General features: G+C 68.9%; 18 protein-coding genes. 16 read left to right on the top strand and 2 right to left on the bottom strand.

The genetic code is table 11. From position 1 onward, the window contains the following. The first annotated feature begins 5 nt into the window (after window positions 1–5). The 16 genes from JJB11_RS00525 to JJB11_RS00450 all read left to right on the top strand — a co-directional run bounded on the left by JJB11_RS00525 (window position 6) and on the right by JJB11_RS00450 (window position 14077). Window positions 6–743, top strand: a complete 738-nt coding sequence (locus JJB11_RS00525; protein WP_201165954.1) for an SDR family oxidoreductase — start codon at window positions 6–8, stop codon at window positions 741–743. Continuing rightward, window positions 743–1336, top strand: coding sequence for a 2-hydroxychromene-2-carboxylate isomerase (locus tag JJB11_RS00520; RefSeq protein ID WP_201165953.1), 594 nt, complete (start codon window positions 743–745; stop codon window positions 1334–1336). The genes JJB11_RS00525 and JJB11_RS00520 overlap by 1 nt, the downstream gene beginning before the upstream one ends. Continuing rightward, on the top strand, window positions 1333–2097 hold the full coding sequence (locus JJB11_RS00515) for an enoyl-CoA hydratase (RefSeq protein ID WP_201165952.1): 765 nt from the start codon (window positions 1333–1335) through the stop codon (window positions 2095–2097). The genes JJB11_RS00520 and JJB11_RS00515 overlap by 4 nt, the downstream gene beginning before the upstream one ends. A gap of 182 nt (window positions 2098–2279) precedes the next feature. Continuing rightward, window positions 2280–3116 carry an SDR family oxidoreductase gene (locus JJB11_RS00510; protein WP_201165951.1) on the top strand — a complete coding sequence of 279 codons (837 nt, stop codon included), beginning with the start codon at window positions 2280–2282 and terminating at the stop codon, window positions 3114–3116. A 172-nt stretch (window positions 3117–3288) separates the two neighbouring features. Next, window positions 3289–5064: a methanol/ethanol family PQQ-dependent dehydrogenase gene (locus JJB11_RS00505; RefSeq protein ID WP_201165950.1), complete on the top strand. Its 1776-nt coding sequence runs from the start codon at window positions 3289–3291 to the stop codon at window positions 5062–5064. Next, a complete protein-coding gene (locus JJB11_RS00500) occupies window positions 5061–5906 on the top strand; it encodes a quinoprotein dehydrogenase-associated putative ABC transporter substrate-binding protein (RefSeq protein ID WP_201964524.1) in 846 nt (281 codons plus the stop codon). The genes JJB11_RS00505 and JJB11_RS00500 overlap by 4 nt, the downstream gene beginning before the upstream one ends. Further along, on the top strand, window positions 5903–6478 hold the full coding sequence (locus JJB11_RS00495) for a c-type cytochrome (protein WP_201165949.1): 576 nt from the start codon (window positions 5903–5905) through the stop codon (window positions 6476–6478). The genes JJB11_RS00500 and JJB11_RS00495 overlap by 4 nt, the downstream gene beginning before the upstream one ends. Further along, the gene (gene coxB / locus JJB11_RS00490) at window positions 6475–7443 is read left to right on the top strand and encodes a cytochrome c oxidase subunit II (RefSeq protein WP_201165948.1); all 969 of its coding nucleotides are present in this window, start codon (window positions 6475–6477) and stop codon (window positions 7441–7443) included. The genes JJB11_RS00495 and coxB overlap by 4 nt, the downstream gene beginning before the upstream one ends. Further along, window positions 7440–9419, top strand: coding sequence for a cytochrome c oxidase subunit I (ctaD, locus tag JJB11_RS00485; protein ID WP_201165947.1), 1980 nt, complete (start codon window positions 7440–7442; stop codon window positions 9417–9419). The genes coxB and ctaD overlap by 4 nt, the downstream gene beginning before the upstream one ends. Continuing rightward, entirely contained in the window at window positions 9416–10090 is a 675-nt protein-coding gene (locus JJB11_RS00480) for a cytochrome c oxidase subunit 3 (protein ID WP_201165946.1), read from the top strand. The genes ctaD and JJB11_RS00480 overlap by 4 nt, the downstream gene beginning before the upstream one ends. Further along, complete coding sequence (locus JJB11_RS00475) at window positions 10087–10437, top strand: hypothetical protein (protein WP_201165945.1); 351 nt, start codon at window positions 10087–10089, stop codon at window positions 10435–10437. The genes JJB11_RS00480 and JJB11_RS00475 overlap by 4 nt, the downstream gene beginning before the upstream one ends. After that, window positions 10422–11303 carry a cytochrome c oxidase assembly protein gene (locus JJB11_RS00470; protein ID WP_201165944.1) on the top strand — a complete coding sequence of 294 codons (882 nt, stop codon included), beginning with the start codon at window positions 10422–10424 and terminating at the stop codon, window positions 11301–11303. Before JJB11_RS00475 ends, JJB11_RS00470 begins: the two co-directional genes overlap by 16 nt. Before the next feature lie 63 nt (window positions 11304–11366). After that, entirely contained in the window at window positions 11367–11720 is a 354-nt protein-coding gene (locus JJB11_RS00465; RefSeq protein ID WP_201165943.1) for a YciI family protein, read from the top strand. A gap of 128 nt (window positions 11721–11848) precedes the next feature. Then, window positions 11849–12271, top strand: coding sequence for a YciI family protein (locus tag JJB11_RS00460; protein WP_201165942.1), 423 nt, complete (start codon window positions 11849–11851; stop codon window positions 12269–12271). 92 nt (window positions 12272–12363) lie between these two features. Continuing rightward, window positions 12364–12774: a VOC family protein gene (locus tag JJB11_RS00455; protein ID WP_201165941.1), complete on the top strand. Its 411-nt coding sequence runs from the start codon at window positions 12364–12366 to the stop codon at window positions 12772–12774. A gap of 31 nt (window positions 12775–12805) precedes the next feature. Then, window positions 12806–14077, top strand: a complete 1272-nt coding sequence (locus JJB11_RS00450; RefSeq protein WP_201165940.1) for an RNA polymerase sigma factor — start codon at window positions 12806–12808, stop codon at window positions 14075–14077. A 145-nt stretch (window positions 14078–14222) separates the two neighbouring features. Here JJB11_RS00450 and JJB11_RS00445 read toward each other — a convergent pair whose 3' ends face one another. Together JJB11_RS00445 and JJB11_RS00440 are read right to left on the bottom strand one after the other, a co-directional pair. After that, window positions 14223–15434: an MFS transporter gene (locus JJB11_RS00445; RefSeq protein WP_201165939.1), complete on the bottom strand. Its 1212-nt coding sequence runs from the start codon at window positions 15432–15434 to the stop codon at window positions 14223–14225. 133 nt (window positions 15435–15567) lie between these two features. Continuing rightward, a complete protein-coding gene (locus tag JJB11_RS00440) occupies window positions 15568–16155 on the bottom strand; it encodes a DUF2889 domain-containing protein (protein WP_201165938.1) in 588 nt (195 codons plus the stop codon). Window positions 16156–16207 lie beyond the last annotated feature (52 nt).

Here is a 16207-nt window from a genome sequence, read left to right as displayed (position 1 = left end):
ACTCCATGGCAGCACAGAATGCGCGGCCCGTCGCCGTGGTCGTCGGCGCCGGCGACTCCACGGGCGGCGCGATCGCGAAGCGCTTCGCCCGCGGTGGCTACACCGTGTGCATGACGCGCCGCAACCTCGACAAGCTGCAGCCGCTGGTGGACGAGATCCGCGCCGCCGGTGGAGACGCGCACGGCTTCGCCTCCGACGCGCGCAACGAGGACGAGGTCAATGCCTTGTTCGACGACATCGAGGGCCGCATCGGTGCCGTGGAAGTGTTCGTCTTCAACATCGGCGCCAACGTCCAGAGCAGCGTGCTGGAAGAGACGGCGCGCAAGTACTTCAAGATCTGGGAGATGGCCTGCTTCGCCGGCTTCCTCACCGCGCGCAAGGCGGCGCGCTGCATGGCGCCGCGTGGCAAGGGCACGATGCTGTTCACCGGCGCCACGGCATCGCTGCGCGGGTCGGCGAACTTCGCCGCCTTCGCAGGCGCCAAGGCGGCGCTGCGGGCGCTGGCGCAGAGCACCGCGCGCGAGCTGGCGCCGCGCGGCATCCACGTGGCGCACGTCGTGATTGACGGCGCGATCGACACGGCCTTCATCCGCGACAACTTTCCCGAGCGCTACGCGCAGAAGGCGAACGACGGCATCCTGAACCCCGACCACATCGCCGACCAGTACTGGATGCTGCACATGCAGCCGCGCGATGCCTGGACCCACGAGCTCGACCTGCGACCCTGGATGGAGAAATTCTGATGAGCAAGGCAGTGGAGTTCTATTTCGACGTCGGCAGTCCCGCCGCCTACCTTGCGTGGACGCAACTGCCGCAGATCGCGCGCGCAGCTGGCGCGGAGATCGAGTACCGCCCCTTCCTGCTGGGCGGCGTGTTCCAGGCGACAGGCAACCGCTCACCCATGGAGGTGCCGGCGAAAGGCCAGTACATGCAGGACGACCTGCAGCGCTTCGCGCGGCGCTACGGCGTGCCCTTCGCGCGCAACCCGCACTTCCCGATCAACACGCTCACGCTGATGCGCGGCGCCATCGGCCTGCAGATGCGCGAGCCGGCCCGCATGGTGCCGTACGTGGATGCCGTCTACCGCGCGATCTGGGTGGACGGGAAGAACATGAACGACCCTGCTACCGTCGCCAAGGTGCTGCAGCAGGCGGGCTTCGCGCCGGAGCAACTGCTTGCGCTCGCGTCCGACCCGGCCGTGAAGGATCACCTCAAGGCCGAGACGCAGGAGGCGGTGGCGCGCGGCGTGTTCGGTGCGCCCACCTTCTTCGTCGGCCAGGACATGTTCTGGGGCCAGGACCGCCTCGACTTCGTGAAAGAAAGACTGCAAACATGAGCGACATCCTCCAGCACGCCGAAGCCGGCGTCATGACCCTCACCCTGAATCGCGTCGAGCGCAAGAACTCGATTACCTCGGACATGTACGGCGCGCTGGCCGAAGGCCTCGCGCGTGCCGAGCAGGACGCGTCGGTGCGCGTGGTGCTGATCCAGGGACACGAGACGGTGTTCTCGGCCGGTAACGACATCGGCGACTTCCTGAACAAGCCGCCGGCGGGCGAGGATTCGCCGGTGTTCCGTTTCCTGCAGGGCATCGCGCGCTTTCCCAAGCCGCTGCTCGCCGCGGTGTGCGGTCCCGCGGTCGGCGTGGGCACCACCATGCTGTTCCACTGCGACCTGGTCTACGCCGGCGACAACGCGGCGTTCTCCATGCCCTTCGTGAACCTGGGCCTGTGTCCGGAGGCGGCGTCCAGCCTGCTGGTGCCGCAGATGCTCGGCTACCACCGCGCGGCCGAGGCGCTGATGCTGGGCGAACCTTTCTTCGCCGAGGCGGCGATGGAAGTCGGCCTCGTCAACCGCGTGCTGCCGCCGACCGAAGTGAACGGCTACGCGAACGCGCAGGCCCGCAAGCTGGCGGCCAAGCCGATCGCCAGCCTCGTGGAAACCAAGCGCCTGATGAAGAAGGGCCAGCACGCGGCCGTCCTGCAGCAGATGGCCGACGAAGGCGCCAGCTTCCGCCAACTCCTCACCGCCCCCGCCGCCAAGGAAGCCTTCACCGCCTTCATGGAAAAGCGCCGGCCGGACTTTTCGAAGCTTTGAAGGGCGCGAGCGCGATAGCGGAGAGGTGAACGCAGAGGACGCAGAGGTTTCGCAGAGGACGCAGAGAAGACAAGGGACAAGAAGGGATTCGACTTCATTGAATCCTTCTGCGTCCTCTGCGTACCTTTGCGCCCTCTGCGTTCAACTTGCCCGTGTTTGCAGATCATTGGAACGGAGACACCATGGACCTCAAGGGCAAGACCCTCTTCATCACCGGCGCGTCGCGCGGGATCGGGTTGGCGATCGCGAAGCGGGCGGCCGCGGATGGGGCGAACATCGTGGTCGCCGCCAAGTCCGCGGAGCCCAATCCCAAGCTGCCCGGCACCATCTACAGCGCGGCCGAGGAGATCCGGGCGGCGGGCGGACAGGCGCTGCCGGTGCAGGTGGACATCCGCGACGAGGACGCCGTGCTCGCCGCCGTGCAGCAGGCGGTCCTTACCTTCGGCGGCATCGACATCCTGGTCAACAACGCCAGCGCGATCAGCCTCACCGACACCGAGCACACGCCCATGAAGCGCTACGACCTCATGAACGGCATCAATGCACGCGGCACCTACCTGTGCACGCAGGCGTGCCTGCCCGAGTTGAAGAAGTCGGCGGCGGCCGGGCGCAACGCGCACGTGCTCACCATGTCGCCGCCGCTGTCCATGAAGACGCACTGGTTCGCTCCGCACACCGCCTACACGATGGCCAAGTACGGCATGAGCATGTGCACGCTCGGCCATGCCGGCGAGTTGCGCAAGTACGGCATCGCCGTCAACAGCCTGTGGCCGCGCACCGCGATCGCGACGGCGGCCCTGCAGATGATCCCGGGCGTGGACCTGAAGGCCTGCCGCAAGCCGGAGATCCTGGCCGACGCCGCTTACCTCATCCTCACGTCGGACGCGCGCGACGAACGCAACAGCGGCAACTTCCACATCGACGACACGCTGCTCGCGGCGCACGGACAGGTCGATCTCGACCGCTATGCCGTGACGCCAGGTAATCGAAAGTTGATCCCTGACTTCTTTGTCGATTGACAAAAGAAAGCAGCCGCGCAGCTCGCGCCAAAAAGCTTTGTAGAAGATGCCCCAAAAAGGCGCGCGCTCAGTAGACTTGCCGGCATAACAAGCAGAGCCGCAGGGGCGGCCAGACGAGCAAGGGAGATCGCGCAGCGGCGCGGAGGAACCGGGACTTCATTCATGCGTGGAGATGAAGTTGCGTTTTCCATGGGCCATCGCCGCCTTCCTGCTCTGCACTGCGGTCGGGGCGCAGCAGCCTGCGGCCGATGCCGGTGACTGGCCTACTGCGGGCAAGGACCCGGGCCTCACGCGCTTCAGCAGCCTCGCGCAGATCAACGCCGGGAACGTCGCGCAGCTGAAGCTCGCGCTGCACTTTCCGACCGGCAACGACCGCGGTCACGAAGCCGCGCCCATCATTGCCGACAACACGATGTTGGTGGTGACGCCGTTCCCCAACGTCGTCTACGCCTTCGACCTTGCCAAGCCGGGCTTCCCGCTGAAGTGGACCTACGACCCGAAGCCCGAGCGCAGTTCGCAGGGCGTCGCCTGCTGCGACACCGTGAATCGCGGCGGCGCCTACGCGGACGGCCGCTTCTTCCTCAACACGCTGGACAACAACACCATCGCGCTCGACGTGAAGACGGGCAAGGAGCTGTGGCGCACCAAGCTCGGCGAGATCAAGGACGGCCAGACCCTCACCATGGCCCCGCAGGTGGCGAAGGGCAAGGTGATCGTCGGCAACAGCGGCGGCGAACTCGGCGTGCGCGGCTGGCTCACGGCGCTCGATGCGGCCACCGGCCGGATCGTGTGGCGGGCCTACGCGACCGGCCCCGACAAGGACGTGCTGATCGGCCCCAACTTCAAGCCGTTCTACGCGGCCGACCGCGGCACCGACCTCGGCGTGAAGACCTGGCCCGGCGAGGGCTGGAAGATCGGCGGCGGCACCGCATGGGGCTTCGTCTCCTACGACCCGGAGCAGGACCTGCTCTATTACGGCACGTCGAACCCGGGCCCGTGGAACCCCGACCAGCGCCCGGGCGACAACAAGTACACGTCGGGCATCTTCGCGCGCCGGCCCGACACCGGCGAAGCCGTCTGGTATTACCAGACGAGCCCGCACGACCTGCACGACTACGACGGCGTCAACGAGAGCGTGCTGGTCGACCTGGACTGGCAGGGCACGCGGCGCAAGGTGCTGCTGCACCCCGATCGCAACGGCTACCTGTACGTGATGGACCGCACGACGGGGCAGGTGCTCGCCGCCACGCCGTATGGGTACACGACGACCTCGAGCGGCGTCGACCTGCAGACGGGCGCGCTGCGCTACAACCCCGCCAAGACGCCGCGCACGGGCGAGACGACGCGCAGCATCTGTCCCGGATCGCCGGGTGCGAAGGACTGGCAGCCCTCGGCCTGGTCGCCGCGCACGAAGCTGCTGTACATCCCGCACCAGAACCTGTGCCAGGACGCGATCACGTACGAGGTCAGCTACATCGCGGGCACGCCCTTCGTCGGCGTGGACCTGAAGCTCTATCCCGGTCCCGGCGGCAACCGCGGCCTCTTCACGGCCTGGGATCCGGTGAACCAGCGCAAGGCGTGGCAGATCGATGAGAAGTTCCCGGTGTGGAGCGGTGCGCTCGTGACGGCCGGCGACGTCGTCTTCTACGGCACCATGGACGGCTACTTCAAGGCGGTCGATGCGCGCAACGGCCACCTGTTGTGGCAGTTCAAGGGGGAGTCCGGAATCATCGGCCAGCCCGTGACCTTCCGCGGCCCGGACGGGCAGCAGTACGTCGCGGTGCTCGCGGGGGTCGGCGGCTGGGCCGGCGCCATCGTCTCGGGGGGCCTCGATCCGCGCGACGCCACTGCCGGCGGCGGCTTCGTGAACGCCATGCGCGACCTGCCTTCGGCCACGCGCAAGGGCGGCCACCTGTACGTGTTCAGCCTCAACGGAGCGGCCAAGTGAAGCGGCTGCTCGCCGGACTGCTGGCCTGCGTTGCCGCGGGCGCGCAGGCCCAGCCGCTGCCGTCACAGCAGCCGCAGCGGCAAGCGCTGCCGTCACAGCAGCCGCAGCGGCAAGCGCTGCGGGTGTGCGCCGACCCCGACAACCTGCCTTACTCGCGCGCCGACGGCAGCGGCTTCGAGAACCGCATCGCGCAGCTGGTCGCCGACGACTTCGGCGTGCCGCTCGAATACGCGTGGCTTCCGGACGTTCGCGGCTTCATCCGCAAGACCATGGGCGCCGGGCTGTGCGATGTGGTCATTGGGGTGCCGGTGGGATTCGAGCGCACGCTGAACACGCGCGCCTACTACCGCTCGAGCTACGTGCTGGTCGAGCCCGCGGGCGACACATCGCCGCCCGCGGGCTTCGACGACCCGCGCCTGCGGCAGTGGCGCATCGGCGTGCAGCTGATCGGCGACGACGGTGCGACCTCGCCGCCAGGTCACGCCCTTGCCCGCGTGGGCGCGACCACCAACGTGGTGGGCTATCCCATCGGCGGCGACACGCCCGCCGCGGCGCGCATCATGCATGCGCTGGACCGCGGCGAACTCGACGCGGCCTTCGTGTGGGGCCCGCAGGCCGGCTACTACGCCGCGCAGGCGAAGCGGCCGCTGGCGGTGCACTACGTTCCCCCGCCGCCGTCCTTGCTGCACCAGTCGTTCTCCTTCCCGATCGCGATGGGCGTGCGGCGGGGCGACCAGGCGCTGCGCGATCGGCTCGACGATTTCATCGCGCGCCGGCACGCGGACATCGCGCGCATCCTGGACGGTTACGGCGTTCCGCGCGTGGAGGACCCGGCGTCATGAACCGCATCGCGTTGCCGCTGCTTCTGGCTGCCGTGCTGCTCGCCGGCTGCGAGCGCGAGGAGCGCCACTTCGAGGCCGAGCGCCTCAACACCGGTCCGAACGAATCCGCGGTCCGCAACAGCGTCAACCAGCCGGGAATGGCCTTGAGCGGATTCGTGAAGCCGCCCGCCGCCAACATCAGCATGTACGACGACAACGCGTTCGCGGTGAACGAGGGCAAGCGCCTGTACCGCTGGTACAACTGCAACGGCTGCCACGCCAATGGCGGCGGCAGCTACGGCCCGTCGCTGATGGACAGCGAATGGCGCTACGGCAGCGATCCCGCGAGCCTGTACGAGACGATCACGCAGGGGCGGCCCAACGGCATGCCTTCCTTCGGCGGCCACATCCCCGAGGACCAGGTCTGGAAGATCGTCGCCTACGTGCGCTCCATGGGCGGCGGCCTGCGCAGCGACGTGGCGCCTTCGCGCTCGGACTCCCTCTATCCCGGCAAGCCCGAGAACTTCCGCTCGCCGCAGCCGGCGATCCAGAAGGGCGACTCGCGGGCGGAGCAATCCATGGAGGTGCGATGAATCCCGGCGTTCACGACGCGCTCCACGCCTTCGGTCCGCAGGCCGGCAACATCGTGGACCTCTGGCGTGTCTTCCTGGTCGTCTGCACCGTGGTGTTCGCCGCGGTGCTCGTCGCCCTGATCCTGGCGCTGCGCCGCGCACCGCGCATCCATGCTCTCGAGCCGCCCGACCTCGGCACGCTCAACGTTCCCGAGCCGCGCGTGCGCCGCAACGTCACGACCGCGGTCGCCATCGCGACCCTCGGCCTGCTGGTGCTGCTGGCCGCCAGTGTCTTCACCGACCGCGCGCTCGCGCGCATGTCGCTCAAGGACGCGGTCCACATCGAGGTGACCGCCTACCAGTGGTGGTGGAGCGTGAAGTACATCGACGGCCCCGTCTCGCAGACCTTCGCGACCGCCAACGAGATCCACGTGCCGGTCGGCCGGCCGGTGATCGTCCGGCTGAACGGCGGCGACGTGATCCACAGCCTCTGGGTGCCCAGCCTCGCCGGCAAGCGCGACCTCATTCCGGGGCGCACCGCCAACATCACCTTCCGTGCGGACCATCCCGGCATCTTCCGCGGCCAGTGCGCCGAGTTTTGCGGCTTCCAGCATGCGTTCATGGCCTTCGAGGTGCACGCCGACGCGCCCGCCGACTACGAGGCCTGGCGCCAGCAGCAGCTGCAGCCCGCCGCGGAGCCGAGCGACCCGCAGGCGCAGCGCGGCAAGATGCTGTTCCAGTCCATCCAGTGCGCCATGTGCCATGCGGTGCAGGGCACGATCGCGCAGGGCCAGATGGCGCCCGACCTCACGCACCTGGCCAGCCGGCGCACCATCGCCGCCGGCACGCTGCCCAACACGGCGGCCAACCTGGCCGCCTGGATCGCCGACCCGCAGAAGCACAAGCCCGGAGTGAACATGCCGCCCAATCCCATGTCCGGCACCGACCTCGCCGCCCTGGTGGCCTACCTGGGAACCCTGAAATGAGCGAGCAACGAACGAGGGCGCGCGGCCCGCTCGGCGAGGAGCCGCATCCCACCAGGGGGCGCACCAAGGACGGCCTGGCCGGCGGCGAACTGGTCGCGCGCGTGCTCGACGACACCTGGAGCGACCCGCCCGGCTTCTTCGGCTGGTTCTGCGCGATCAACCACAAGACCATCGGCAAGCGCTTCATCGTCACCTGCATGGTGTTCTTCGCGCTCGGCGGGATCCTCGCCGCGATGATTCGCCTGCAGCTCGCGCGGCCCGGCCATCCCTTCATGGACCCGGACCTGTACGACATGGTCTTCTCGATGCACGGCACGAACATGATGTTCCTGTTCGCGGTGCCGGTGATGCAGGCGGTGGCGATCTACCTGGTGCCGCTGATGGTGGGCGCGCGCAGCACCGCGTTCCCGCGCATGACCGCGTACTCGTACTGGATCTTCCTGTTCGGCGGCGTGATGATCTGGATCGCCTTCTTCTGCAACACCGGGCCGGAGGCCGGGTGGTTCAGCTACGTGCCGCTCGCGGGGCCCGCCTACAGCCCCGGCAAGCGCACCGACTTCTGGGCCCAGATGATCACCTTCACGGAGGTGTCGGCGCTGCTGGACGCCATCATCATCATCTGCACGGTGTTCAAGATGCGCGCCCCGGGCATGACGCTCAACCGCATTCCGCTGTACGTGTGGGCAATGCTGGTCACCGCCTTCATGATCCTGTTCGCCATGCCGGCCGTGGCGCTCGCCAGCACGCTGCTGATCCTGGACCGGCTGGTCGCCACGCACTTCTACAACCCGGCCGAGGGCGGCGACGTCCTGCTGTGGCAGCACCTGTTCTGGTTCTTCGGCCATCCCGAGGTCTACCTGATCTTCCTGCCGGGCCTGGGCTTCATGTCGGCGATGATCCCCACCTTCGCGCGGCGTCCCATGTTCGGCTACACGGCGATGGTGCTGTCGGTGATCGCGACCGGCTTCCTTTCGTTCGGCCTGTGGGTGCACCACATGTTCGCCACCAACGTGCCGGAGCTGGGCAAGACCTTCTTCACCGCGGCCAGCATGCTGATCGCGATCCCGACGGCCACGCAGATCTTCTGCTGGATCGCCACGCTGTGGACCGGCCGCCTGAACTTCCGCGTGCCGCTGCTGTACGTGCTCTCGTTCTTCTTCATCCTGGTGATCGGCGGCCTGACCGGGCTGATGCTCGCGTCCGTGTCGCTCGATTCGCAGGTGCACGACTCGTACTTCGTGGTCGCCCACCTGCACTACGTGCTGCTGGGCGGCGCCGTGTTCCCCCTGTTCGGCGCCTTCTACTACTGGTTCCCGAAGTTCACGGGCCGCATGATGTCCGAGAACCTGGGTCGCTGGGGTTTCTGGCTGATGTTCATCGGCTTCAACGTGGCCTTCTTCCCCATGCATCTGCTCGGCCTGCAGGGGATGCCGCGGCGCGTCTACACCTATGCGCCGGAGATGGGCTGGGGTGGCCTCAACCAGCTGGCCACCGTCGGCGCGCTGGCGCTGGCGCTCGGCATCTTCCTCGTGCTGGTGAACGCGGTCGTGAGCGCGCGGCGCGGCGAACTCGCCGGGCCGGACCCCTGGGGCGCCGGCACGCTGGAGTGGGCCACGGCGTCGCCGCCGCGCATGTGCAACTTCCCCGTGATCCCCGTCGTCCATGGCCGGGACCCGCTGTGGCAAGGCGTGCCGGAAGGCGAGCCGGACCACGTCGCCGGGCTGGCCGCGGACCTGCGCGAACTGATCTCGACGACGGTGGTCGACGCGCGGCCCGACAGCCGCATGATGTTCCCGGACTCCTCGCCCTGGCCGTTCCTGAGCGCACTCGCGACCACGATCTTCTTCATCGGTTCCATCTTCTCGCCGGTGCTGGCCGCGGTGCTCACGGTGCCGGTCGCCATCGCGCTCATTGCCTGGTTCTGGCCGCGGCGGCAGGAGGCGGCGGAGGAACTGGCGCTGGAGAAGATCCCATGAGCACGACCGGCAGCTTCGAAGGCGACTTGCGCCGTGCACCGCACGAAGATCGTGCAGTGAACAGCGCCGTGGTGCGGGGCCGCGCGCTGGACGTGACCGAACTGCCCACCGTGGTCTTCGGCCACCGCAGCCTGATGTGGTGGGGCACGCTCGGCATCATGGCCATCGAGGGCACGGTGTTCGCGCTGGCCATCATGGCCTACTTCTACCTGCGCAGCCACCAGGAGACCTGGCCGCTCACCTCGCTGCCACCGGACCTGACCTGGGGCACGCTCAACACCATCGTCATGCTGGTGAGCTTCGTGCCCGCGCACCTGGCCAAGAAGGCGGCGGAGGCGCTGAAGCTGCGCAGCGTGCAGGTCTGGCTCGTGATCAGCTGCCTGTTCGGCGTCGCGTTCTGCGCCATCCGCGCCATGGAGTTCGCCGCGATCAACGTGCGCTGGGACAGCAACGCCTACGGTTCGGTGGTGTGGCTGCTGCTGGGCTTGCACACGACCCACATCGTGACCGACCTGCTCGATACCATCGTGCTCACGGTGCTGTTCTTCACCGGGCCGCTCGATGGCAAGCGTTACGTGGATGTCAGTGAAAACTCCTTCTACTGGTACTTCGTCGTGGCGACCTGGCTTCCCATCTACTTCGTCATCTACTGGGGCGCGAGGACGACATGAAGATGAAGAGCTGGCTGGGACTGGTGGTGGCCCCGGTGGTCGCGCTCGCCACGCAGAGCACGCTGTACTCGATGGTCACACCCTCGTGCGGCCAGCAGATGCGCCTGAACATGCACCTCACCGCGGCGGTGGCGCTCGCGATCGCCGCCATCTTCGCGGTGATCGCGTTCAGCGAGTCGTCGCTGCACCGCGGCGAGCCGGGCTCGCCCGACGACGACGGCGCGCATCCGCGGGTGCCCCGGCGCTTCCTTGCCGACATGGCTGCCGCGGTCGCAGCGCTGTCCTGCCTGGTGATCCTGGGGATCTGGTTCGCGCTGTGGGTGAACGGGCCTTGCGAATTGTTCTGATCCTGCTCGCCGCCCTGCCTGCGGCCGCCCTCGCACACGTGCCCGAGCCCGGACCCGCGGTGCCTTCGCCGTGGGCCTGGGACCTTGCGCCCTGGCTCGTAGCGCTGCTGGCGCTCTCGGCCATCGGCTACGCCGTGGGGCTGTGGCGCCTGTGGTCCAACGCGGGCGCCGGCCGCGGCGTCGCGCTCACGCAGGCCGCCGCGTTCGGCGTCGGCTGGCTGTCGCTGGCCGCGGCCCTCGTGTCGCCGCTGGACACCTGGGGCGGCCTGCTGTTCTCGGCGCACATGGTGCAGCACGAAGTGCTGATGGTGGTGGCGGCGCCGCTCATGGTGATCGGGCGGCCGCTCGCCACCTGGACCTGGGCGCTCTCGCCGGCGCAGCGCCGCGTCGTGGGCCGCTGGTTCCAGGCGCGCGGCTGGTCGGCGCTGTGGGGCACGCTCACCGACCCCTTGGTGGCCTGGGCGCTGCACGCGCTGGCGCTGTGGGGCTGGCACATTCCCGCGGCCTTCGACGCGGCGCTCCAGCATGAATGGCTGCACATCCTGCAGCACCTGTCCTTCTTCGGGACCGCCTTGTTCTTCTGGTGGTCGGTGCTGGGGCACGACCCGCGCGGGCGCTATGGCCCCGGGCATTCGACGGCCTACCTGTTCACCACCATGCTGCACACGGGCGCACTCGGCGCGCTGCTGAGCCTCGCGCCGACGCCCTGGTACGCACCCTACATCCCGCTCTCGAGCGCGCTCGGCTTCGACCCCGCCCAGGACCAGCAACTGGGCGGGCTGGTGATGTGGGTGCCCGCGGGCCTGGCGTACGTGATCGCGGCGCTGTGGGTCCTGGGCCGGATGCTCACGCGCGTGCGCGCCTGAACTGCGCGCGCTGCGGCGCGCCCGCGGTTGCCGCCCGCGAGCAGCGCCCCTATCATCGCCCGCATGTCCTACATGCTCCTCATCCTCGAAGATCCGGCCCAGCGCGACACGCGCTCCCGCGCCGAGGGCGAAGCCGTGTTCCAGCGCATGGTGGACTTCGCCGAAGACCTGAAGAAGCAGGACAAGCTGCTGGCCGTGGAGTCGCTCGCGTCGCAGAAGAGCGGTGCGCGCGTGCAGGTGCGCGGCGGCAAGGCCCAGGTGCTCGATGGCCCGTTCGCCGAGGCGAAGGAGATGGTGGGCGGCTTCTTCCTGCTGGACGTCGGCACGCGAGAGGAGGCACTGGCCATTGCCCGCGCCTGCCCGGCGGCGGAGTGGGCGACGGTCGAAGTGCGCGAAACGGCGCCCTGCTACCTCTAGGAGTTCGCCGCGCCGGCTCCTCAGGGTTTTTCCGGTCCGGCGCGTGTCGATTCCGCCGGTCCTGCTTCGTCGTGCCAGTGGAAGGGGCGACGGGCGCCGCTTCGAACCGATCCCGCAAAGGAGCTCTCATGCGCTTCATGATCATCGTCAAGGCCACGGCCGACTCCGAAGCCGGCCGCTTCCCGCCCAACCCCGAGCCGGTCTTCCAGGCGATGGCCAGCTACCACGAGGAACTGGCGCGCGCCGGCGCGCTGCTCGACGCCTCGGGGCTGCAACCGAGCAGCAAGGGCTGGCGCGTGCAGTACGAAGGCGGCAAGCGCAGCATCGTGGACGGCCCGTTCACCGAGAGCAAGGAACTGATCGCCGGCTACACGCTCATCCAGACGCGCACGCGCGACGAGGCGATCGAGTGGACCAAGCGCTTCCCCAACCCGATCGGCGAAGGCGTGGCCTGCCACGTCGAAGTGCGCCAGCTGTACGAGCTGGAGGACTTCGACGGCATCGTCAAGGACGAGACGCGGCAGCGCTTCGAGAAGATCGAGACCCGCTGAGGAGCAACGCGCCATGAACGACGCCAGCGACGCATCCGCGCGTGCCATCGGCACCCCGCGGGCCGAACCCGTTTTCCATCCCTGAGGTGCCCATGAGCCGCAAGATCTTCGTCAACCTGCCGATCAAGAACATGGAGCGTTCGCAGGCGTTCTTCCGGGCGCTCGGCTTCGACTTCAACCCGCAGTTCACCAACGAGCAGGGCGCCTGCATGGTCATCGCGGAGGACATCTTCGCCATGCTGCTGGTGGAGCCCTTCTTCCGGACCTTCACCAAGAAGCCCATCGTCGACGCGAAGCAGGGCACCGAGGTGCTGGTGTGCCTCTCGTGCGAGTCGCGCGGCGAAGTCGACGACCTCGTGCGCAAGGCGCTCGCCGCCGGCGGCACGGCGCCGAACGCACCGCAGGACCACGGCTTCATGTACGGCCACGGCTTCGAGGACCTCGACGGCCACGTGTGGGAGCTGGTGTGGATGGACCCGGCCGCCGCGCCGCCCCACGCGTAGCCAGTGGTGCACGCATTGCTGGCGCCCTGACATGCACTCGGCGACGCACCAGGCGATCGCGACGGTCTGGCGCCTGGAGTCGGCGCGCATCGTCGCCGTGGTCGCGCGCATGGTGCGCGACGTCGGCGTCGCCGAGGAGCTGGCGCAGGACACGCTGGTCACGGCGCTGGAGCACTGGCCGCGCGAGGGCGTGCCGGACAAGCCGGCGGCCTGGCTGATGACGGCGGCGAAGCGGCGCGCGCTCGACCACTTGCGGCGGATCAAGATGCAGGACGCCAAGCACCAGGAAATCGGCCACGACCTCGAAGCTCGGGAGGCCCTGGTGGTGCCCGACTTCGTCGACGCACTCGATGCGGCGCGGCAGGACGAGATCGGCGACGACCTGCTGCGCCTGATCTTCACGGCCTGCCATCCCGTGCTGTCGATGGACGCGCGCGTGGCGCTCACGCTCAAGCTGCTGGGCGGCCTCACGACGCACGAGATCGCGCGCGCCTACCTGGTGCCCGAGCCCACGATCGCGCAGCGCATCGTGCGGGCCAAGCGCACCCTGGCCGAAGCGAAGCTGCCCTACGAGGTGCCGCGCGGGGAAGAACTGGCGCAGCGCCTCGCCTCCGTGCTGGAAGTGGTCTATCTCGTGTTCAACGAGGGCTACACGGCGACGGCGGGCGGCGACTGGATGCGCCCCGAGCTCGCGCAGGAAGCCTTGCGCCTGGGCCGCATGCTGGCGGAGATCGCGCCGGCCGAGCCGGAAGTGCATGGCTTGCTGGCGCTGATGGAACTGCAGGCGTCGCGCATGGCCGCGCGCACGGACACGCAAGGCCGGCCCATCCTGCTGGCCGACCAGGACCGCGCCCGCTGGGACCCGCTGCTGATCCGGCGCGGGCTGGCGGCGCTGCAACGCGCGCAGCAACTCGATGGGGCGCGCGGCGCGTATGCGCTGCAGGCCGCCATCGCCGCCTGCCATGCGCGCGCGCGCCGCAGCGAGGAGACGGACTGGACGCGCATCGCGGCGCTGTACGCACAACTCGCCGAGGCGGCGCCTTCACCCGTGGTGGAACTCAATCGTGCCGTGGCCGTGGGCATGGCCGAAGGCCCCGCCGCGGGCCTGGCGATCATCGATCGCCTGCGCGAGGAACCCGCGCTGCGCCGCTACCAGTGGCTGCCCAGCGTGCGCGGCGACCTGCTGGCCAAGCTCGGTCGCCACAGCGAGGCGCGCGCGGAGTTCCTGCAAGCTGCCGAACTCGCGGGCAACGCGCGCGAACGCGCGATGCTGCTGGCGCGGGCGGCGGAGATGGCGCCTTGACGACGCGCCGTTGCGAGGCGGACAAGTAGAACGCAGAGGGCGCAAAGGTTTCGCAGAGGACGCAAAAGGACTTCCATTTGAAAGATCTTTTTTCTTCTGCGTCCTTGGCTGTTCCCTTTTGCGCCCTCTGCGTTCGTTTTGACTGCTACGAACTCGCCACCCGCTCATGCCGCATCCGGCGCACGGGAAAGCGCAGCTCGCCCAGCGCCCACACCACGAACGCGCCCAACGCCATCGCGCCGCCGATCACGCAGGCGCCTGGCCAGCCGTAGGCTGCGTATGCGGGGCCGGTGAGGGCCGAGCCGAGTGCGCCGCCGCTGAAGTACATCGTCATGTAGACGGTCGTGATGCGGCTGCGGGCCGCCGGGTCCAGCCGGTACACCTCGCTCTGGTTGGAGATGTGCGAGCCTTGGAGGCCCAGGTCCAGCAGCACCACGCCGGCGCCCAGGGCGAGCAGCGAATGCGTGCCGGCGAACAGCAGGAACCAGCTCACGACCACCAGCGACAGGAAGACGCCGGTGGACACCCGCGCCCAGCCCGCGTCGGCGAGGCGGCCGGCGAAGCGCGCGCTCATCGCGCCGATGGCGCCCACCAGCGCCACGGCGCCGATCGCGCCTTCGCTCGCGTGCCACTGCGACTTGAGCATGAAGGCCATCGCGGTCCAGAAGGCGGCGAAGGAGCCGAAGCCGAAGCCGCCGATGAGGCCGCGGCGGCGCAGCACCGGCTCGCGCGCGAACAGTTGCACTATCGACCGCAGCAGCGCGCCATAGCTTCCCTGCGTCGTCGCTGCGACACGCGGCAGCCGGCGATGGCAGGTCCAGCAGAAGAAGGCCATGAGCACCGAGGCGCTCAGGTACACCGCCCGCCAGCCGGCGAGGTCGGCGATGAGGCCCGCGGCGAAGCGCGCGAGCAGGATGCCGATGATCAGGCCGCTCATCACGCTGGAGACGATGCGCCCGCGCCGCAGCGGCGGCGCCAGGTGCGCCGACAGCGGCACCAGGATCTGCGCGGCGACCGTGCTCGTGCCGAGCAGGATGGCGATGCCGATGAGCGCCTGGAAGTTCGGCGCCAGTCCCATGGCTGCGAGCAGCACCGTGGAGCACGCTGTGCAGGTCACCAGCAGGCTCCTGCGTTCCACCAGGTCGCCCAGCGGCACCAGCAATACGAGGCCGGCGATGTAGCCCAGCTGCGTGAAGGTGACCAGCAGCGAGGCATGCGCCGGGCTGATGCGGAACTGCTGGGCGAACAGGGCGAGCAGGGGCTGCGCGAAATAGTTGCTCGCAACGCAAAGGCCGGCGCCGGCCGCCATGAGGCGGACCAGCCCCGGGGTGAGGATCTCGGGGGAGGAAGAGGACACGGGATTTCTGGTTGGCGCCGGAGCGGGTCCGGGGCCGCAAGCATAAGGCGCAATGCGAGCCCCAGCGGGGCTTGCGGTTACTCGCCCTCGCTCGCTTGGCAGGCAGCGCGGGGCGAGCCCATGGCCGCTGCGCTCACGTCGATGACTTGGCGGGCTTGCGATAGAACTGCGGTGCGAGCCTCTGCACCACCGGCCCCTCGAACGCCCAGGTCATGCACTTCCCCATGTAGAAGGGGGGTTTACCGGCATTCATGGCTTCCATGTCGTCCTTCTGCCCGCCCTGCGTGGCGCGGTAGTGCGGGATCATCTGGAAGGCCGCGGTCGCGGCGTTGAACACCAGTTCGCGCAGGTGGGTGCAGCCCGTGACGCCGCCGATGGCGCCGTCGATGGCCTTGCGCCAGCCGGGACCCATGGTCAGGCCCACGAGCTTCTGCATGGGTGCGTCGGCCGGCACCTGGCATTCGGGAAAGGGCGTGGCGAGCGCACCGGTCTGCACGGCGCGGATGGTGAAGCCGTCGTCGACAGTGAGCCGCACGCGCAGCAGGTGGATGGGTTCGCCCGCGGGCAGCACGCCGCGCTCGCGCATCTGGATCGGCTCGGCCTTGGTGTCGCTCAGCGTGCAGTCGATGTCCCAGAGGCCATCGTCGCGCAGGAATCCTTCGAAGGTGGTCTTGCGGGTGTGGACGGGGCGGCGGGGGACGGGAGAAGGCAGATCGGACATCCGCCGATCTTAGGGCGCGCCGCTCCTACAGTACTTTTCGCTGCATCCCGAC

The organism is Ramlibacter ginsenosidimutans (assembly GCF_016654015.1).
GTDB lineage: Bacteria > Pseudomonadota > Gammaproteobacteria > Burkholderiales > Burkholderiaceae_C > Ramlibacter > Ramlibacter ginsenosidimutans.
Note: the sequence above shows the minus strand (reverse complement) of the source record. Positions and strands in the feature narration are given on the sequence as shown.